This is a genomic window from Pseudomonas sp. GW823-FHT05G12, assembly GCF_058795575.1.
Map to the genome: position 1 here is coordinate 1941980 of NZ_CM179501.1, position 15739 is coordinate 1957718.

Consider the following 15739-nt stretch of genomic DNA (forward strand, 5'->3'; position numbering starts at 1 on the left):
CTTGCCCTTTGCCGATCTGCGGACCCTGCCATGACTGCCATCGATACCGCTCGCCCGCCCCGGTTCAGCCGCGGCGACCATCGGACCCTGGGCCTGGCGGCGCTGGGCGGCGCGCTGGAAATCTACGACTTCATCATTTTCGTGTTCTTCGCGCTGACCCTCAGCCAGCTGTTCTTCCCGCCCGAGATGCCCGAATGGCTGCGCCTGCTGCAAAGCTTCGGGATCTTCGTCACCGGCTATCTGGCGCGGCCGCTGGGCGGCATCCTGATGGCGCACTTCGCCGACCATCTGGGGCGCAAGCGGGTATTCAGCCTGAGCATCCTGATGATGGCCCTGCCGTGCCTGCTGATCGGTGTGATGCCGACCTATGCCGACATCGGCTATGCCGCCCCGCTGATCCTGTTGGCCTTGCGCATCCTCCAGGGGGCTGCCGTAGGCGGTGAAGTGCCAAGCGCCTGGACGTTCGTTGCCGAGCACGCGCCAAACGGGCGGCGCGGCTATGCCCTGGGCTTTCTGCAGGCAGGGCTGACCTTCGGCTACCTGCTGGGGGCGCTGACCGCAACCTTGCTGGCGCAACTGTTCACTCCGCAGGAAATCCTCGATTACGCCTGGCGCTACCCGTTCCTGTTGGGTGGGGTGTTCGGTGTGATTGGTGTGTGGCTGCGCCGCTGGCTCAGTGAAACACCGGTGTTCCTCGCCCTGCGCGCTCGCCAGGAGCAACCTGTGACGTTTCCGCTGCGGCAAGTGCTGGGCGAGCACCGCCGGGCGTTGATCCCTGCCACGTTGCTGACCTGTGTGCTGACCTCGGCGGTGGTGGTGCTGGTGGTGATCACGCCGACGGTGATGCAGCAGCGTTTCGGCATGAGTGCCGGGCACACCTTCGCCCTGAGCAGCGTGGGCATCGTCTTCCTCAACATTGGCTGCGTGCTGGCCGGGCTGCTGGTCGACCGTGTGGGTGCCTGGCGCGCGCTGATGCTGTATAGCCTGTTGCTGCCGCTGGGTATCGGCGCGTTGTACGCCAGCCTGGTGGGGCAGTGGGGCATGACCTGGCTGGCCTATGCGCTGGCGGGGTTGAGCTGCGGCGTGGTGGGGGTGGTGCCCTCGGTGATGGTGGGGCTGTTCCCGGCGCAGATCCGCGTATCGGGCATTTCCTTCACCTACAACGTGGCCTACGCAGTGTGGGCCAGTACCACGCCGCTGGCACTGATTGCGCTGATGCCGTGGAGCCCGTGGGTGTGTGTCGGGTTTTGTCTGATCATGGGCGCGGTGGGGCTGCTGACAGCCTTGTATTTCGGGCGCCGTGAGCCATTGGTGTTTGCGGCGGAGCCGATGCCGGTCATGTGCGGCGACAAATGAGCCGGTAACGGCTGCGGGGCATTGGGGCAGACTTCCAGGTGGGGGCTATTGGAATAACCTATTAGCCAAATTTAACCTGGAAGGTTAATTTCTCATTGAAAAGAGAATGCCTCATTGCCCGCTGGAGCGGGTAAGAGCACTGGTGGGCGCTGGCCGCATCAGCCCTACAACCGCTTCCTTACGAGGCGCTCAGGCCTTGGGAATGGAATATGCGGACATGCTGGAGGTCATCACCGGTCTGGAGCGCAGAGATTTCTACAAAAGCATGACCAGTTATGCCGACCACCGCGTTTGGCAAGATGTCTATCGGCCGCTTACGGTAAAGGGATATCTGTACCTGAAACTGTCAGTGGTAGATGACGCGCTCATCGTGTCTTTCAAGGAGTTGTGAACATGAGATGCCCAATTTGCGGAGGTGCCGAGCTCGCGCTAGACACTCAGGACATGCCCTACCGGTATAAGGGGGAATCGACCCTGATACCTGATGTGACGGGCGATTACTGTTCTGTCTGTGGTGAGGCAGTGCTAAGTCATGACGAGGCTATGCGAGTCAGCGATCTGATGTCTGCCTTCAATCGCCAAGTCAATGCTCTAGACGTTGATCCCGATTTCATCGTTTCCGTACGCAAGAAATTTGATCTGGATCAGCGGGAGGCTGGGGAAATATTCGGTGGAGGAGTCAATGCTTTTTCACGTTATGAGAATGGCAAAACCAAACCGCCGGTGGCGCTGATCAAATTGTTCAAGTTGCTCGACCGTCACCCGGAGCTCTTTGAGGAAGTCAGGACTGCGTGAGGCGGTTGCCCGGCCTTGCTTGGGTTTCCAAATGACACTGTCTGTAGGCGCGGATAGCCAACAAAAAGCCCCCGGCCCATAAGGACCGGGGGCTTTTTGTTGCTGCAAGGGCAGGGGCCTTACATGTTCGGGTAGTTCGGCCCGCCAGCGCCTTCAGGGGTGACCCAGGTGATGTTCTGGGCCGGGTCCTTGATGTCGCAGGTCTTGCAGTGCACGCAGTTCTGCGCGTTGATCTGGAAACGCTTGTTGCCGTCTTCCTGGGTGACCACTTCGTACACGCCTGCCGGGCAGTAGCGCTGGGCAGGCTCGTCGTACAGCGGCAGGTTGCTGGCGATCGGTACGCTCGGATCGGTCAGCTTCAGGTGGCAGGGTTGTTCCTCTTCGTGGTTGGTGCTGGAGAGGAATACCGAGCTGAGCTTGTCGAAGCTGAGCTTGCCGTCCGGTTTCGGGTAGTCGATCTTTTTCGAGTCGGCGGCCAGCTTGAGGCAGGCATAGTCCGGCTTGGTGTCGTGCAGGGTGAACGGCAGCTTGCCACCGAACCAGTTCTGGTCGACATAGTTGAACGCCGCGCCCAGCAGCGGGCCGAACTTGTGCATGGCCGGGCCGAAGTTGCGGCTGGCGAACAGTTCTTCGTACAGCCAGCTGGCCTTGAAGGCGCTGACATAGCTGTTCAATTGATCGCCGCCTTCGCTGCCGGCGATCAATGCGTCGGCCACTGCTTCGGCGGCGAGCATGCCGGACTTCATCGCGGTATGGCTGCCCTTGATCTTGGCCACGTTCATGGTGCCCAGGTCGCAACCGATCAGCGCGCCACCATTGAAGACCATTTTCGGCAGCGAGTTGATGCCGCCCTTGGCCAAGGCGCGGGCGCCGTAGCTGATGCGCTTGCCGCCTTCGAGGTACTGGCTGATCACCGGGTGGTGCTTGAGCCGCTGGAATTCGTCGAACGGCGACAGGTAGGGGTTGGCATAGGACAGGTCGACGATCAGGCCGACCACCACCTGGTTGTTTTCCAGATGATAAAGGAACGAGCCACCGGTGTTTTCCTTGGCCACCACGTCCAGCGGCCAGCCGGCGGTGTGCACCACCAGGCCCTGTTCGTGCTTGGCCGGGTCGATTTCCCAGATTTCCTTCAGGCCGATGCCGTAGTGCTGGACGTCGGACTCGCTGTCGAGGTTGAAGCGCTTGATCAGCTGCTTGCCGATGTGGCCACGGCAGCCTTCGGCGAACAGGGTGTACTTGGCGCGCAGTTCCATGCCCGGGGTGTACAGGCCATCCTTGGGGTTGCCTTCACGGTCGACACCGAGGTCGCCGGTGACGATGCCGCGGACCACGCCGTTGTCGTCGAACAGCGCTTCCTGGGCGGCGAAGCCCGGGTAGATCTCCACACCGAGGTTCTCGGCCTGCTGGGCCAGCCAGCGGCACAGGTTGCCCAGCGAGATGATGTAGTTGCCATGGTTGTGCATGGTCTTGGGCACGAACAGGTCAGGCACCTTGGTCGCGCTACCGGCATCCTTGAGCACGTAGATGTCGTCGCGCTTCACTTCGGTGTTCAGCGGTGCGCCGAGTGCTTTCCAGTCGGGGAACAGCTCGTTCAGGGCGCGGGGCTCGAACACTGCGCCAGAGAGGATGTGGGCGCCGACTTCAGAGCCTTTCTCCACCACGCAGACGCTGATTTCGCTACCGGCTTCGGCGGCCTTCTGCTTCAGGCGGCAGGCGGCGGACAGGCCCGCCGGGCCGGCGCCGACGATGACCACGTCGAATTCCATGTATTCGCGTTCCACTGGTTCTCTCCTACTCATCAAGGCTCGTGCTGTTGCTTTGTCTTATGGGTGCGGGGCATTCGCAGCGGTTCTACGCAACGGCGGAACTGTAGCTGGGCAAATGACGGACTACACCGTTTTGTCTTGGCCGCGCATTATATCTACACCACTTGGCGGGTCCAATACAAACGTTTGTTTGAATTTGCCGCAGGCCAGTAAAATCACAGGAACGCGGCTGGAGGGTGACCGATTTGCCGTATTGACCGGAATGGGTGTTACGGTCAAGATACGAGCGGTTTTACGTTCGCCGTAGGCTTGCAGCCGGGCGCAGGTACACCTCTAAAGGCCAGGTGTGGAGCAGGGTTTTGCGGGCTTAGGCCGGTTTGTAGTGGAGTTTACACGCCACGACAGGAAATGACCCGTGAGGATTTGTCGCAAGAGTCCGAACAAGACTGTTTGGTCACTGTGAAGATGCTGCCTCCCGATACGTTTTTAGAGGTGCCCTTGTACCCACGCGCATCGCTGGGCTCTGCCCCAGGCGACTATCTATTCACCGGAGAGTAACGAGGAATCCATGAAGGTTCTTGTAGCTGTCAAACGAGTGGTCGACTACAACGTCAAGGTTCGCGTCAAAGCGGACAACTCCGGCGTCGACCTTGCTAACGTCAAGATGTCCATGAACCCCTTCTGCGAAATCGCCGTGGAAGAAGCCGTACGCCTGAAGGAAAAAGGCGTTGCGACCGAGATCGTCGTGGTTTCCGTCGGCCCGACCACCGCTCAGGAGCAACTGCGTACTGCCCTGGCCCTGGGTGCCGACCGTGCCATCCTGGTAGAAGCCGCTGACGAACTGAACTCCCTGGCCGTGGCCAAGGCGCTGAAGGCCGTTGTCGACAAGGAGCAGCCGCAGCTGGTCATCCTCGGCAAGCAGGCCATCGACAGTGACAACAACCAGACCGGCCAGATGCTGGCCGCGCTGACTGGCTTCGCCCAGGGTACCTTTGCGTCCAAGGTCGAAGTCGCTGGCGACAAGCTGAATGTCACCCGTGAAATCGATGGCGGCCTGCAGACCGTTGCACTGAACCTGCCCGCGATCGTCACCACCGACCTGCGCCTGAACGAGCCACGCTACGCGTCGCTGCCGAACATCATGAAGGCCAAGAAGAAGCCACTGGAGACTGTTACTCCAGACGCACTGGGCGTTTCCCTCGCCTCCACCAACAAGACCGTGAAGGTTGAAGCCCCGGCTGCCCGCAGCGCTGGCATCAAGGTCAAATCGGTGGCCGAACTGGTCGAGAAGCTGAAGAACGAAGCGAAGGTAATCTGATATGACTATCCTGGTTGTCGCTGACCTTCTACAAGGTCCGGAGAACGGTGCCGTAGCCCCGGCCACCCTGAACACTGTCGCCGCAGCCGCCAAGATCGGTGGTGATGTGCACGTGCTGGTCGCAGGCCAGAACGTCGGCGGCGTTGCTGAAGCCGCTGCCAAAATCTCTGGTGTTGCCAAGGTGCTGGTGGCTGATAACGCCGCCTACGCCCACGTCCTGCCGGAAAACGTCGCGCCGCTGATCGTCGAGCTGGCCAAGGGTTACAGCCACGTGCTGGCCCCGGCTACCACCAACGGCAAGAACATCCTGCCACGTGTTGCCGCGCTGCTGGACGTGGACCAGATCTCCGAGATCATCTCGGTCGAGTCCGCCGACACCTTCAAGCGCCCGATCTACGCGGGTAACGCTATTGCCACCGTGCAATCGAGCGCGGCCATCAAGGTGATCACCGTGCGTACCACCGGCTTCGACGCCGTGGCCGCCGAAGGTGGTTCGGCTGCCGTCGAGGCTGTTGGCGCTGCGCACAACGCCGGTATTTCGGCTTTCGTTGGCGAAGAGCTGGCCAAGTCCGACCGCCCAGAGCTGACCGCTGCCAAGATCGTCGTTTCCGGCGGCCGTGGCATGGGCAACGGTGACAACTTCAAACACCTGTACAGCCTGGCCGACAAGCTCGGCGCTGCGGTTGGTGCTTCGCGCGCCGCAGTCGACGCAGGCTTCGTGCCGAACGACATGCAGGTCGGCCAGACCGGCAAGATCGTTGCGCCACAGCTGTACATCGCCGTCGGTATCTCCGGCGCGATCCAGCACCTGGCCGGCATGAAAGACTCCAAAGTGATCGTGGCGATCAACAAGGACGAAGAAGCGCCGATCTTCCAGGTGGCCGACTACGGCCTGGTCGCTGACCTGTTCGAAGCGGTTCCGGAGCTGGAAAAGCTGGTCTGATCCGCCTGCTTCACTTATAAAGAACCCGGCCCTCGCTTTGAGGGTCGGGTTTTTTTATGGGTTGAGGAGTAAGGCATGACGTTGCGCGGAACGGGCAGGGTGCTGGCGTGCGTGGCGCTGTTGCTACCATCACTGGCTATGGCAGCAGGCAAATGCGAGCGCCTGGTGGCGACCGGTAGCCCAGATGCGCCGCCCTATTCGTGGCAAGACCCAAAAGACCCCGGGCACCTGATTGGCGCCAACGTCGACCTGTTGCGCCAGGTGGCTGGCGAACTGGGTGTGAAGGTCGAGGTGCTGAGTGCCGGTCGCCGTGATCAGGCGCTGGAAGAGGTGCGCAGTGGGCGCATGGACCTGCTGCTCGACACACCCTTGCAGGTGGAGCAACTGACCGCGCTGGACTACATCCATCCGCCGTTGCAGCTCAATGAGTACCTGGTGTGGACCCGCCATGATGCAGCGGTGACCTTTGATGGCCCGGCCGATCTGGCCAGATATCAGGGCAGTTTGTCCGAGCGTGCACGCCTGACCCCGGCCTTTACTGCGTTCGCCAAGGCACAGCTCAAGCTGGTGCCGGCGCAAAACCTGACCCAGGCCTTTCAGAAACTGGTACTCGGCCAGGTGGACTATGTGCTGGCTGGCCGTTACTCCGGTATGGCCATGGCCCAGAGCCTGGGCATGAGCAATGACCTGATAGCCCGCGGCTTGCCGGTGGACAGGCCGGGCCTGTACCTGGCGCTATCGCACAACTCGGCGTGTAATGACAGCTGGTTGCGTGGGCAATTGGCAAAAAAACTGACAGAATTGCCGATCTCTGGTGCATCCGAAGCTGTGCTGCAACGAAATGTCGAGCGCTGGAAAGCGCAGATGCAGGTACCGGCGGACGCCCCCAAACACTAGGAAGATTGCGTGAGAACCCAACCACTAATCCTTGCCCTGGCCGTGCTCGGCCTGGCTGGCTGCGCCAATGATCCGGCCCCTGAAGAGCAGATGCGCATTTCCGAACAGGCACTGGACCAGGCCAAGGCCGTCGGCGCCACTGAGCAGGTCGAAACGCTGAAACTGGCTGAAGACAAGTTGGCCCGCGCCAAGGCCAACATGCTTACCCAGGACTACCGCGATGCGCGCATGCGCGCTGAGCAAGCCGAGCTGGATGCGCGCCTGGCCGAGGCCCAGGTGCTGAACCAGAAGAGCGAAGAGCAGCTGCAGGTGCTGCAGTCGCGGGTCAAGCGCTTGCGCAAGCAACTGGAGGTACAGCCATGATCCGTCGTACGCCTTTGGCTGCACTGGCATTGTTGGCGCTGACGGCAGGTTTGCAAGGTTGCGCCAGCCAGCGCAGCAGTGCCGCGCTGGATGAGGCCACCGCTGCCTTCCAGGGGGTCAAAGATGATTCCGATGTGCTGCGCAGCGCGCCGCGTGACGTGATTCGGGCGGGTGAGTCGCTGGCTCGCGCCGAGCGCCTGTCCAGTTACATCGGCACCGGTTCCGATGTGCGGCATTATGCTTACCTCAGCCAGCGCTACAGCGAGATTGCCCGCGAGCATGCCAAGCTGGCGCTGAACCAGGAGCGCCAGGCCAAGCTCGACCTGGAGCGCCAGCGCCTGCAGCTGGCCTTGCGTGAGGCCAAACTGGCCAGCGTGCAGCAGCAGGGCAAGTGGGTAGAGTCGCAGATTGCCGCGTTGGCTTCGGAGCAGGCCGACCGTGGCTTGGTGATGACCTTGGGCGATGTGCTGTTCGATACCGGCAGTGCCGACCTGAAGAACTCGGCCAGTCGGACTGTGCTCAAGCTGGTGCAGTTCCTGCAGCTCAATCCGCGCCGGGTAGTGCGTATCGAGGGCTATACCGACAGTACTGGCGCGGGCGAGGAGAATCTCAAGCTGTCGCGCGACCGGGCGCAGTCCGTGGCCGACATGCTTGTGGACCTGGGCATCGACGAAAAGCGCCTGCAGGTTGAAGGCTATGGCGACCAGTACCCGATCGAGGCCAATGCTTCGGAGAGGGGCAGGGCGCAGAACCGTCGGGTGGAGATCGTATTCTCCGATGACAAGGGGCGGCTCGCACCGGCGCGCTGAGTCTTGTGGAAATGGGCCGCTTTGCGGCCCGTTTTATGTCGGTTTAATCGTTTCGATAGCTGTCACGCTGTTGTATTGTCGACTACGTTGCAATCTGTCCCAGTACACTTTGCAACTGTTACGGTATCCTCTACCGTCAGTGACCCGTACAAGAACAACGAGCATGTCGACATGACCAACCTGCTGCTGTACCAGCGTATCGCCCAGCAACTGGCCGATGATATCCGTCGCGGTGTCTACCAGCCAGGCGAGCGGGTACCCTCCGTGCGCAAGATGAGCGCCCAGCTCAATGTCAGCCATGCCACGGTGTTGCAGGCCTATGCCAATCTCGAGGACCAGGGGCTTATCCGGGCGCGGCCGCAGTCTGGCTATTACGTGCACCAGACCCCTGCCTTGACCGCGCAAACCCCGGACATCGCTCGGGTGGAGCGCCCGGGCCTGGTCACGCGCGCCAGCATCATCCAGCAGGTGCTGACTGAGGCGCGCCGCGATGGTGTGTTCCCGTTTGGCGCTGCTGTGCCGCATGTCGACTACCTGCCAGTGCGCGCCCTGCATCAGCAAATCGCCAAGGTGACGCGCTTCCATAGCCCGCGCGCCTTCAGCTACATGTTCAGCCCCGGTTTCGAGCCGCTGCGCCGACAGATCGCCATACGCATGCGCGATGCCGGCGTGCTGGTCGACCCGCGCGAAGTGATCGTGACCCATGGGTGTGTCGATGCCCTGCAGATGTCGTTGCGGGTGCTGACCCGCCCAGGTGACCTGATCGCCGCCGAGTCACCGACCTATTACGGCTTGCTGCAGCTGGCAGACCTGCTGGGTTTGAAAGTGATCGAAATCCCCAGTGACCCGTCCACCGGTATCAGCCTCGAAGCCTTGCAACTGGCGGCTAACCAATGGTCGATCAAGGCGCTGGTGCTCACTGCGCGCTTGAGCAACCCGCTGGGCGGCACCGTTCCCGAAGAGCGGCAAAAGCAATTGCTGCGCCTGGCCTCGGACTTCGATATCCAGATCATCGAGGATGACATCTACGGTGAGCTGATGTTCGAGCAAGGCAAGACCAAGGCGCTGAAGGCGTTCGACCGGCTGGACCGGGTGATCTACTGTTCGAGCTTCTCCAAGACCCTGTCCCCTGGCGTGCGGGTGGGGTGGATGATCGCCGGGCGTTACCAGGACGAAATTCAGCGCCTGCAGACTTTTACCACCCACTCGGCCTGTAGCGTGACGCAGATGGGCGTGGCAGCCTACCTGGAAAATGGCGGCTACGACCGGCATCTGCGCTACATACGCCAGGAATATCGCAAGAACCTCAGTGCCTATCAGCTGGCAGTGCAGCAGCACTTCCCCGAGGGTACCCAGATGACCCGGCCGACAGGCGGCTTCATCCTCTGGGTGAGCCTGCCTGGTCGGGTCAATACCCAGGAGCTGCATGTGCGCGCGCTGGAGCAGGGCATCAGTATTGCACCAGGACTGATATTCAGTAACACAGAGCAGTTCAACCACTGTGTCCGACTCAATTGCGGCATACCTTGGAATAAAGAGGCCGAGCGGGCTGTGATTACGCTCGGTTTGCTGGCGCAGCAGTTGTGCAGGGAGACTGCGGTCACGCTGTTGTAAGGCTTGCAAGCCGCCTGTGGAACAGGGAGCATAGGCATTTTTCCTGCCAGTCTGTCCATTTGCCATGAACGCTTCGCGCTGCTTTGTCCTGATCGTGTGCCTTCTGACGTTCTGCTGCCCGGTCGTCCCTGCCTTGGCTGCGCAACCGGCAAACCAGGCTCAAACAGCTCAGGGTAAGCACGTGCCAAAAAAGGCGACTGCCAAGACTGCACACAAGCCGGTCAGCAAAGCCGTTGCCAAGCCCTTGCCCAAGACAAATCTGGACCTCAGCCTGCCAGTCGAGATGGTCGACAACCTTGAGCCGAATGTGGGCACGCCTTCGCCAATCCAGCGGCGCAAACCTTTGTTGCCGCCCATGTTCACAGAAAAGCCAGAGACCAATGACAGTCCGTATCAGCTCAATGGCCGGCTGATCAACAACGAAATGCAGCTGCAACTGCGCAATGACAGCCGTCATGACGTGGAAGGAGCTGCCATCGATTTCGAGTATCGCCAATAGGCGGGAACTGACTGCCAGGTCACAGCAGATTTCATCGTGCCAGCAATTTCAAACGACTGTTTGAGCGGTTACTATCCAGGGACGTTCGTCCCGTTTTGTTCCAGGGAGTCCTGATTTTGGTGAATAGCCATGCAATGCCGTGAGGGCTGTGGTGCCTGCTGCATCGCCCCGTCCATCACTTCTGCGATGCCGCGAATGCCCAATGGCAAGCCGGCGGGTGAGCGCTGCCTGCACCTGACTGCGGCCAACCTTTGCGACCTGTTCGGCAAGCCTGAGCGGCCGGCGGTGTGCGGTGGTTTCAAGGCAGATGTCGAGGTGTGCGGCAGTGATCGTGACGAGGCAATCAGGATTCTTGGCTGGTGGGAGCAGATGACGGCGGCGTGACAGGCTGGATCTTCGACAACAAGGATAAACATGATGAGATCGTTCAAGCGTATTGCACTGCTGTGTGGTGTGGGTGTTCTGCTGTCGCCTGTGGCCTGGGCTGAAAACTGGCAAGTGGCCAAGGACGAGGAGGGCATCAAGGTATCCCTCAGTGAGGTGGCCGGGTCCAAGTACAAGGCCTATCGCGGTGTGACCGTGATCAAGGCGCCGCTGGCCAAGGTCGAGGCGCTGCAGGAGGACGTGTCCGGGGCTTGTGCCTGGATTCACGAATGCAAGTCGCAGAAGCTGCTCAAGTACGAAGGTGACCAGAGCTGGACCTATACCCAGTTCAATACGCCATGGCCGGTGACGCCGCGTGATTCCGTGCTGCACATTACGACCGTCAAGGAGGCGGATGGCAGCCTGACCCGTAACCTGAAAGAAGAGCCGACTTACCTGCCGGAAGAGAAGGGTTTTGTTCGGGTGGCAAAAGTCGACGGCTTCTGGAAGCTGGTGCCCAAGGGTGACAGCACTGAAGTGACCTACCAGGTGCACACCGAGCCAGGTGGTAGCGTGCCGGCGATGGTGGCCAACAAGTTCGTGGTGGATGCGCCGTTCAATACCCTGAAAGGGCTGCGCGAGCGGGCGGAGAAAAACTGAGGTTTTGTGGTGTCTGTGCCGGCCTCTTCGCGGGCTTGCCCGCTCCCACAGGTACAGCGCAGCCCTCGAGATCTGTGCAGTACCTGTGGGAGCGGGCAAGCCCGCGAAGAGGCCGGTACAGGACAAATGAAAAAGGCTGCCCGAGGGCAGCCTTCTTGCGTTCGGCTACTGCAGCTTACTTGCGGTCTTTCAGGGCAACGATGTCGCGCTTCTGCTCGCCGGTGTACAGCTGGCGCGGACGGCCGATCTTGTACGGGCTGGAGAGCATTTCTTTCCAGTGCGAGATCCAGCCCACGGTACGTGCCAGGGCGAAGATCACGGTGAACATGCTGGTCGGAATACCGATCGCCTTGAGGATGATCCCCGAGTAGAAGTCGACGTTCGGGTACAGCGAGCGCTCGATGAAGTAAGGATCGGTCAGGGCGATCTCTTCCAGGCGCATGGCCAGTTCCAGCTGCGGGTCGTTCTTGATGCCCAGCTCGCGCAGGACTTCGTCGCAGGTCTGCTTCATCACGGTGGCGCGCGGGTCGCGGTTCTTGTACACGCGGTGACCGAAGCCCATCAGCTTGAACGGGTCGTTCTTGTCCTTGGCCTTGGCGATGAATTTGTCGATGTTCGAGACATCGCCGATTTCATCCAGCATGGTCAGTACGGCTTCGTTCGCACCGCCGTGGGCCGGGCCCCACAGTGCGGCGATACCGGCGGCGATACAGGCGAACGGGTTGGCACCCGACGAGCCTGCCAGACGAACGGTGGAGGTGGAGGCGTTCTGCTCGTGGTCGGCGTGGAGGATGAAGATCCGGTCCATTGCCTTGGCCAGCACCGGGCTGATCGGTTTGATCTCGCACGGGGTGTTGAACATCATGTGCAGGAAGTTTTCCGCGTACGACAGGTCGTTGCGCGGGTACATCATCGGCTGGCCCATGGAGTACTTGTAAACCATCGCAGCCAGGGTCGGCATCTTGGCGACCAGGCGCACCGCGGAGATTTCGCGGTGTTGCGGGTTATTGATGTCCAGGGAGTCGTGATAGAACGCCGACAGGGCGCCGACTACGCCGCACATCACCGCCATCGGGTGAGCGTCGCGACGGAAGCCGTTGAAGAAGGACTTCAGCTGCTCGTGAACCATGGTGTGGTTCTTGACGGTGCTGACGAACTGGGCCTTCTGCTCGGCGTTCGGCAGTTCGCCATTGAGCAGCAGGTAGCAGGTTTCGAGGTAGTCGGACTGTTCGGCGAGTTGCTCGATCGGGTAGCCGCGGTGCAGCAGGATACCTTTGTCGCCGTCAATATAGGTGATCTTCGACTCGCACGAGGCAGTCGCCATGAAACCTGGGTCGAAGGTGAAGTGACCAGTGGCCCCTAACCCGCGGACGTCGATTACATCAGGACCAACGGTGCCGGTTAAAATGGGCAGCTCGACGGGGGCAGCGCCCTCGATGACCAACTGCGCTTTTTTGTCAGCCATGTGGCCTCCTATTAATGCTTGAAATCATCAGACAGACCCCCCACGCAGGGCCCGCACCACTATAGAGGGATAAATTCAGATGTCAATTTGCCTAAAGGCTTGTTGAATCAGGCATTCAAGCCTGATTTTTCCCGAAATTCTCGCCCATTTACGCCTTTTGTTCATTAAAGGCAATGCGCTATTTGGGCTACCCCGTCACGTTGTCATAAGCAGCCTAACTGTCTATACTCGGCACCCGACCGCCAGGGGCTTGCAAGCCCGAACTGCTGGGGGTCGCCGTTCCCTGGGTGGTGGGTACCTGACCAGTACACTTACCAACAACTTTGCCCTGATTCGCTAGGGGCTCTTCAGTGTGAAAAAAGCCGTGAAAAGCCAACGACCTGTAAACCTAGACCTAAGGACCATCAAGCTCCCCGTCACTGCGTACACGTCCATCCTGCACCGTATCTCCGGCGTCATCCTGTTCATCGGCCTTGCCATCATGCTTTATGCACTGGGCAAGTCGCTGGGTTCCGAGGAAGGCTTCGGTGAGGTGAAGGCGTGTCTGACCAGCCCGCTGGCCAAGTTCGTGACCTGGGGCCTGCTGTCCGCCCTGCTTTATCACCTCGTGGCAGGTGTTCGTCACCTGATCATGGACATGGGTATCGGTGAGACGCTGGAAGGCGGCAAGCTGGGCTCGAAAATCGTGATCGTCATCTCCGTGGTGCTGATCGTTCTGGTGGGAGTTTGGGTATGGTAACCAATGTCACGAACCTGTCGCGTTCGGGCCTCTATGACTGGATGGCGCAGCGCGTTTCTGCGGTCGTTCTCGCGGCTTACTTCCTCTTCCTGATCGGCTACGTGGTCGCCCACCCAGGCATCGACTACACCCAGTGGCATGGTCTGTTCTCCAACAACGCGATGCGGATCTTCAGTCTGCTGGCCCTCGTTGCCCTGGGCGCTCACGCCTGGGTCGGCATGTGGACCATTGCAACCGACTACCTGACGCCTATGTCGTTCGGCAAGTCGGCAACTGCGATTCGTTTCCTGTTCCAGGCGGTATGCGGCGTTGCGATGTTCGCTTACTTCGTCTGGGGTGTGCAGATTCTCTGGGGTATCTGATCCATGGCTAGCATTCCAACCATTTCCTTCGACGCCATCATCATCGGTGGCGGCGGCGCCGGCATGCGCGCAGCGCTGCAACTGGCTCAAGGCGGCCACAAGACTGCCGTAGTCACCAAGGTCTTCCCGACCCGTTCGCACACCGTATCCGCCCAGGGCGGCATCACCTGCGCCATCGCTTCGGCCGACCCGAACGACGACTGGCGCTGGCACATGTACGATACCGTCAAGGGTTCCGACTACATCGGTGACCAGGACGCTATCGAATACATGTGTCAGGAAGGCCCGGCTGCGGTCTTCGAGCTGGATCACATGGGTCTGCCGTTCTCGCGCACCGAAACCGGCCGCATCTACCAGCGCCCGTTCGGTGGTCAGTCCAAGGACTTCGGTAAGGGTGGCCAGGCCGCCCGTACCTGTGCCGCTTCCGACCGTACCGGTCACGCACTGCTGCACACCCTGTACCAGGGCAACCTGAAAGCGGGCACCACGTTCCTCAACGAGTACTACGCAGTTGACCTGGTGAAGAACCAGGACGGCGCATTCGTGGGTGTGATCGCCATCTGCATCGAAACCGGCGAAACCCTGTACATCAAGTCCAAGGCCACCGTGTTGGCCACTGGCGGTGCGGGCCGTATCTACGCGTCCACCACCAATGCCCTGATCAACACCGGTGACGGTATCGGCATGGCCCTGCGTGCAGGCGTGCCGGTGCAGGACATCGAAATGTGGCAGTTCCACCCGACCGGTATCGCCGGCGCCGGTGTACTGGTCACCGAGGGTTGCCGCGGTGAAGGTGGCTACCTGATCAACGCCCACGGCGAGCGCTTCATGGAGCGTTACGCGCCGAACGCCAAAGACCTGGCCGGCCGCGACGTGGTTGCCCGTTCCATGGTCAAGGAAATCATCGCCGGCAACGGCGTGGGCCCGAACAAGGACCACGTACTGCTGAAGCTGGACCACCTGGGCGAGGAAGTGCTGCACAGCCGCCTGCCAGGTATCTGCGAACTGTCCAAGACCTTCGCCCACGTCGACCCTGTGGTCGCGCCGGTGCCGGTCGTGCCGACCTGCCACTACATGATGGGCGGCGTTGCCACCAACATTCATGGCCAGGCCATCACCATGGACGCCGACGGCCAGGATCACATCATCCCGGGCCTGTTCGCCGTAGGTGAAGTGGCGTGCGTATCGGTTCACGGTGCCAACCGCCTGGGCGGCAACTCGCTGCTCGACCTGGTGGTGTTCGGCCGTGCTGCCGGCCTGCACCTGGAGAAGGCGCTGAGCGAAGGCGTGGAATACCGCGACGCCAGCGACACCGACGTCGATGTTGCCCTGAACCGCCTGAACAAGCTCAACGAGCGTACCAGCGGTGAAGACGTTGCCAGCCTGAAGCGCGAGCTGCAGAGCTGCATGCAGAACTACTTCGGTGTATTCCGTACTGGCGAATACATGCAGAAGGGTATCGAGCAGCTGGCCGGTCTGCGTGACCGTATCGCCAACGTCAAGATCAACGACAAGTCCCAGGCCTTCAACACCGCGCGTATCGAAGCGCTGGAGCTGCAGAACCTGCTGGAAGTCGCCGAAGCTACCGCTATCGCGGCCGAAGCCCGTAAAGAGTCCCGCGGTGCTCACGCCCGTGAAGACTTCGAAGACCGTGACGACGAAAACTGGCTGTGCCACACCCTGTACTACCCGGGTGAGAAGCGCGTTGCCAAGCGCGGCGTCAACTTTGCGCCGAAGACTGTTCCAGCCTTCGAACCAAAAGTCCGGACTTACTAAGGGTGGCTGCT

Annotated in this window: 17 protein-coding genes; 15 read left to right on the forward strand and 2 right to left on the reverse strand. The window is 60.8% G+C overall.

Annotated elements, in window-relative coordinates; all coding sequences use genetic code 11:
- Nucleotides 1-30 precede the first annotated feature (30 nt).
- The 3 genes from AC3RCM_RS08780 (at nucleotide 31) to AC3RCM_RS08790 (ending at nucleotide 2151) form a co-directional block, all read left to right on the forward strand.
- Complete coding sequence (locus tag AC3RCM_RS08780; RefSeq protein WP_336088753.1) at nucleotides 31-1356, forward strand: MFS transporter; 1326 nt, start codon at nucleotides 31-33, stop codon at nucleotides 1354-1356.
- A gap of 94 nt (nucleotides 1357-1450) precedes the next feature.
- The gene (locus AC3RCM_RS08785; protein ID WP_064493136.1) at nucleotides 1451-1747 is read left to right on the forward strand and encodes a type II toxin-antitoxin system MqsR family toxin; all 297 of its coding nucleotides are present in this window, start codon (nucleotides 1451-1453) and stop codon (nucleotides 1745-1747) included.
- A 2-nt stretch (nucleotides 1748-1749) separates the two neighbouring features.
- Nucleotides 1750-2151, forward strand: a complete 402-nt coding sequence (locus AC3RCM_RS08790) for a type II toxin-antitoxin system MqsA family antitoxin (protein WP_019437852.1) — start codon at nucleotides 1750-1752, stop codon at nucleotides 2149-2151.
- Nucleotides 2152-2270: 119 nt separating this feature from the next.
- Here the strand turns inward: AC3RCM_RS08790 and AC3RCM_RS08795 are convergent, their stop codons facing one another.
- Nucleotides 2271-3935: an electron transfer flavoprotein-ubiquinone oxidoreductase gene (locus AC3RCM_RS08795; RefSeq protein WP_003254233.1), complete on the reverse strand. Its 1665-nt coding sequence runs from the start codon at nucleotides 3933-3935 to the stop codon at nucleotides 2271-2273.
- A gap of 553 nt (nucleotides 3936-4488) precedes the next feature.
- Between AC3RCM_RS08795 and AC3RCM_RS08800 the strand changes: the two genes are divergently transcribed.
- The 9 genes from AC3RCM_RS08800 (at nucleotide 4489) to AC3RCM_RS08840 (ending at nucleotide 11386) form a co-directional block, all read left to right on the forward strand.
- Nucleotides 4489-5238 carry an electron transfer flavoprotein subunit beta/FixA family protein gene (locus AC3RCM_RS08800; RefSeq protein WP_003254232.1) on the forward strand — a complete coding sequence of 250 codons (750 nt, stop codon included), beginning with the start codon at nucleotides 4489-4491 and terminating at the stop codon, nucleotides 5236-5238.
- 1 nt (nucleotide 5239) lies between these two features.
- On the forward strand, nucleotides 5240-6181 hold the full coding sequence (locus AC3RCM_RS08805) for an electron transfer flavoprotein subunit alpha/FixB family protein (protein WP_004573654.1): 942 nt from the start codon (nucleotides 5240-5242) through the stop codon (nucleotides 6179-6181).
- 75 nt (nucleotides 6182-6256) lie between these two features.
- Nucleotides 6257-7078 (forward strand): substrate-binding periplasmic protein, encoded by an 822-nt coding sequence (locus AC3RCM_RS08810; RefSeq protein ID WP_020193859.1) that lies wholly within the window; start codon nucleotides 6257-6259, stop codon nucleotides 7076-7078.
- 9 nt (nucleotides 7079-7087) lie between these two features.
- Nucleotides 7088-7441, forward strand: a complete 354-nt coding sequence (locus tag AC3RCM_RS08815; protein WP_014859265.1) for a DUF4398 domain-containing protein — start codon at nucleotides 7088-7090, stop codon at nucleotides 7439-7441.
- Complete coding sequence (locus AC3RCM_RS08820; RefSeq protein ID WP_233693018.1) at nucleotides 7438-8250, forward strand: OmpA family protein; 813 nt, start codon at nucleotides 7438-7440, stop codon at nucleotides 8248-8250. The genes AC3RCM_RS08815 and AC3RCM_RS08820 overlap by 4 nt, the downstream gene beginning before the upstream one ends.
- A gap of 171 nt (nucleotides 8251-8421) precedes the next feature.
- Nucleotides 8422-9864, forward strand: a complete 1443-nt coding sequence (locus AC3RCM_RS08825) for an aminotransferase-like domain-containing protein (RefSeq protein WP_003254223.1) — start codon at nucleotides 8422-8424, stop codon at nucleotides 9862-9864.
- A 64-nt stretch (nucleotides 9865-9928) separates the two neighbouring features.
- The gene (locus AC3RCM_RS08830) at nucleotides 9929-10363 is read left to right on the forward strand and encodes a hypothetical protein (RefSeq protein ID WP_336088752.1); all 435 of its coding nucleotides are present in this window, start codon (nucleotides 9929-9931) and stop codon (nucleotides 10361-10363) included.
- 129 nt (nucleotides 10364-10492) lie between these two features.
- On the forward strand, nucleotides 10493-10747 hold the full coding sequence (locus AC3RCM_RS08835) for a YkgJ family cysteine cluster protein (RefSeq protein ID WP_019437847.1): 255 nt from the start codon (nucleotides 10493-10495) through the stop codon (nucleotides 10745-10747).
- Nucleotides 10748-10777: 30 nt separating this feature from the next.
- A complete protein-coding gene (locus tag AC3RCM_RS08840) occupies nucleotides 10778-11386 on the forward strand; it encodes an START domain-containing protein (protein WP_492629526.1) in 609 nt (202 codons plus the stop codon).
- Between the two features lie 175 nt (nucleotides 11387-11561).
- Here the strand turns inward: AC3RCM_RS08840 and gltA are convergent, their stop codons facing one another.
- Entirely contained in the window at nucleotides 11562-12851 is a 1290-nt protein-coding gene (gltA, locus tag AC3RCM_RS08845; RefSeq protein WP_003254218.1) for a citrate synthase, read from the reverse strand.
- A gap of 352 nt (nucleotides 12852-13203) precedes the next feature.
- Here gltA and sdhC point away from each other — a divergent pair, with 352 nt between their 5' ends.
- Genes sdhC through sdhA form a run of 3 tightly spaced genes read left to right on the forward strand, consistent with a single transcriptional unit; the run spans nucleotide 13204 to nucleotide 15728 of the window.
- Complete coding sequence (gene sdhC, locus AC3RCM_RS08850; protein WP_008091902.1) at nucleotides 13204-13590, forward strand: succinate dehydrogenase, cytochrome b556 subunit; 387 nt, start codon at nucleotides 13204-13206, stop codon at nucleotides 13588-13590.
- Complete coding sequence (gene sdhD, locus AC3RCM_RS08855) at nucleotides 13584-13952, forward strand: succinate dehydrogenase, hydrophobic membrane anchor protein (protein WP_003254214.1); 369 nt, start codon at nucleotides 13584-13586, stop codon at nucleotides 13950-13952. The genes sdhC and sdhD overlap by 7 nt, the downstream gene beginning before the upstream one ends.
- 3 nt (nucleotides 13953-13955) lie before the next feature.
- Nucleotides 13956-15728 (forward strand): succinate dehydrogenase flavoprotein subunit, encoded by a 1773-nt coding sequence (gene sdhA / locus AC3RCM_RS08860; RefSeq protein WP_003254213.1) that lies wholly within the window; start codon nucleotides 13956-13958, stop codon nucleotides 15726-15728.
- Nucleotides 15729-15739 lie beyond the last annotated feature (11 nt).

Excerpts from the sequence above, each read along its gene's own strand:
- AC3RCM_RS08805 (WP_004573654.1), top strand. The coding sequence starts at position 5,240 with ATGACTATCCTGGTTGTCGCTGACCTTCTACAAGGTCCGGAGAACGGT.
- AC3RCM_RS08830 (WP_336088752.1), top strand. The coding sequence starts at position 9,929 with ATGAACGCTTCGCGCTGCTTTGTCCTGATCGTGTGCCTTCTGACGTTC.
- AC3RCM_RS08780 (WP_336088753.1), top strand. The coding sequence starts at position 31 with ATGACTGCCATCGATACCGCTCGCCCGCCCCGGTTCAGCCGCGGCGAC.
- sdhD (WP_003254214.1), top strand. The coding sequence starts at position 13,584 with ATGGTAACCAATGTCACGAACCTGTCGCGTTCGGGCCTCTATGACTGG.
- AC3RCM_RS08790 (WP_019437852.1), top strand. The coding sequence starts at position 1,750 with ATGAGATGCCCAATTTGCGGAGGTGCCGAGCTCGCGCTAGACACTCAG.
- sdhA (WP_003254213.1), top strand. The coding sequence starts at position 13,956 with ATGGCTAGCATTCCAACCATTTCCTTCGACGCCATCATCATCGGTGGC.
- AC3RCM_RS08820 (WP_233693018.1), top strand. The coding sequence starts at position 7,438 with ATGATCCGTCGTACGCCTTTGGCTGCACTGGCATTGTTGGCGCTGACG.
- gltA (WP_003254218.1), bottom strand. The coding sequence starts at position 12,851 with ATGGCTGACAAAAAAGCGCAGTTGGTCATCGAGGGCGCTGCCCCCGTC.
- AC3RCM_RS08835 (WP_019437847.1), top strand. The coding sequence starts at position 10,493 with ATGCAATGCCGTGAGGGCTGTGGTGCCTGCTGCATCGCCCCGTCCATC.
- AC3RCM_RS08840 (WP_492629526.1), top strand. The coding sequence starts at position 10,778 with ATGATGAGATCGTTCAAGCGTATTGCACTGCTGTGTGGTGTGGGTGTT.
- AC3RCM_RS08825 (WP_003254223.1), top strand. The coding sequence starts at position 8,422 with ATGACCAACCTGCTGCTGTACCAGCGTATCGCCCAGCAACTGGCCGAT.
- AC3RCM_RS08810 (WP_020193859.1), top strand. The coding sequence starts at position 6,257 with ATGACGTTGCGCGGAACGGGCAGGGTGCTGGCGTGCGTGGCGCTGTTG.
- AC3RCM_RS08800 (WP_003254232.1), top strand. The coding sequence starts at position 4,489 with ATGAAGGTTCTTGTAGCTGTCAAACGAGTGGTCGACTACAACGTCAAG.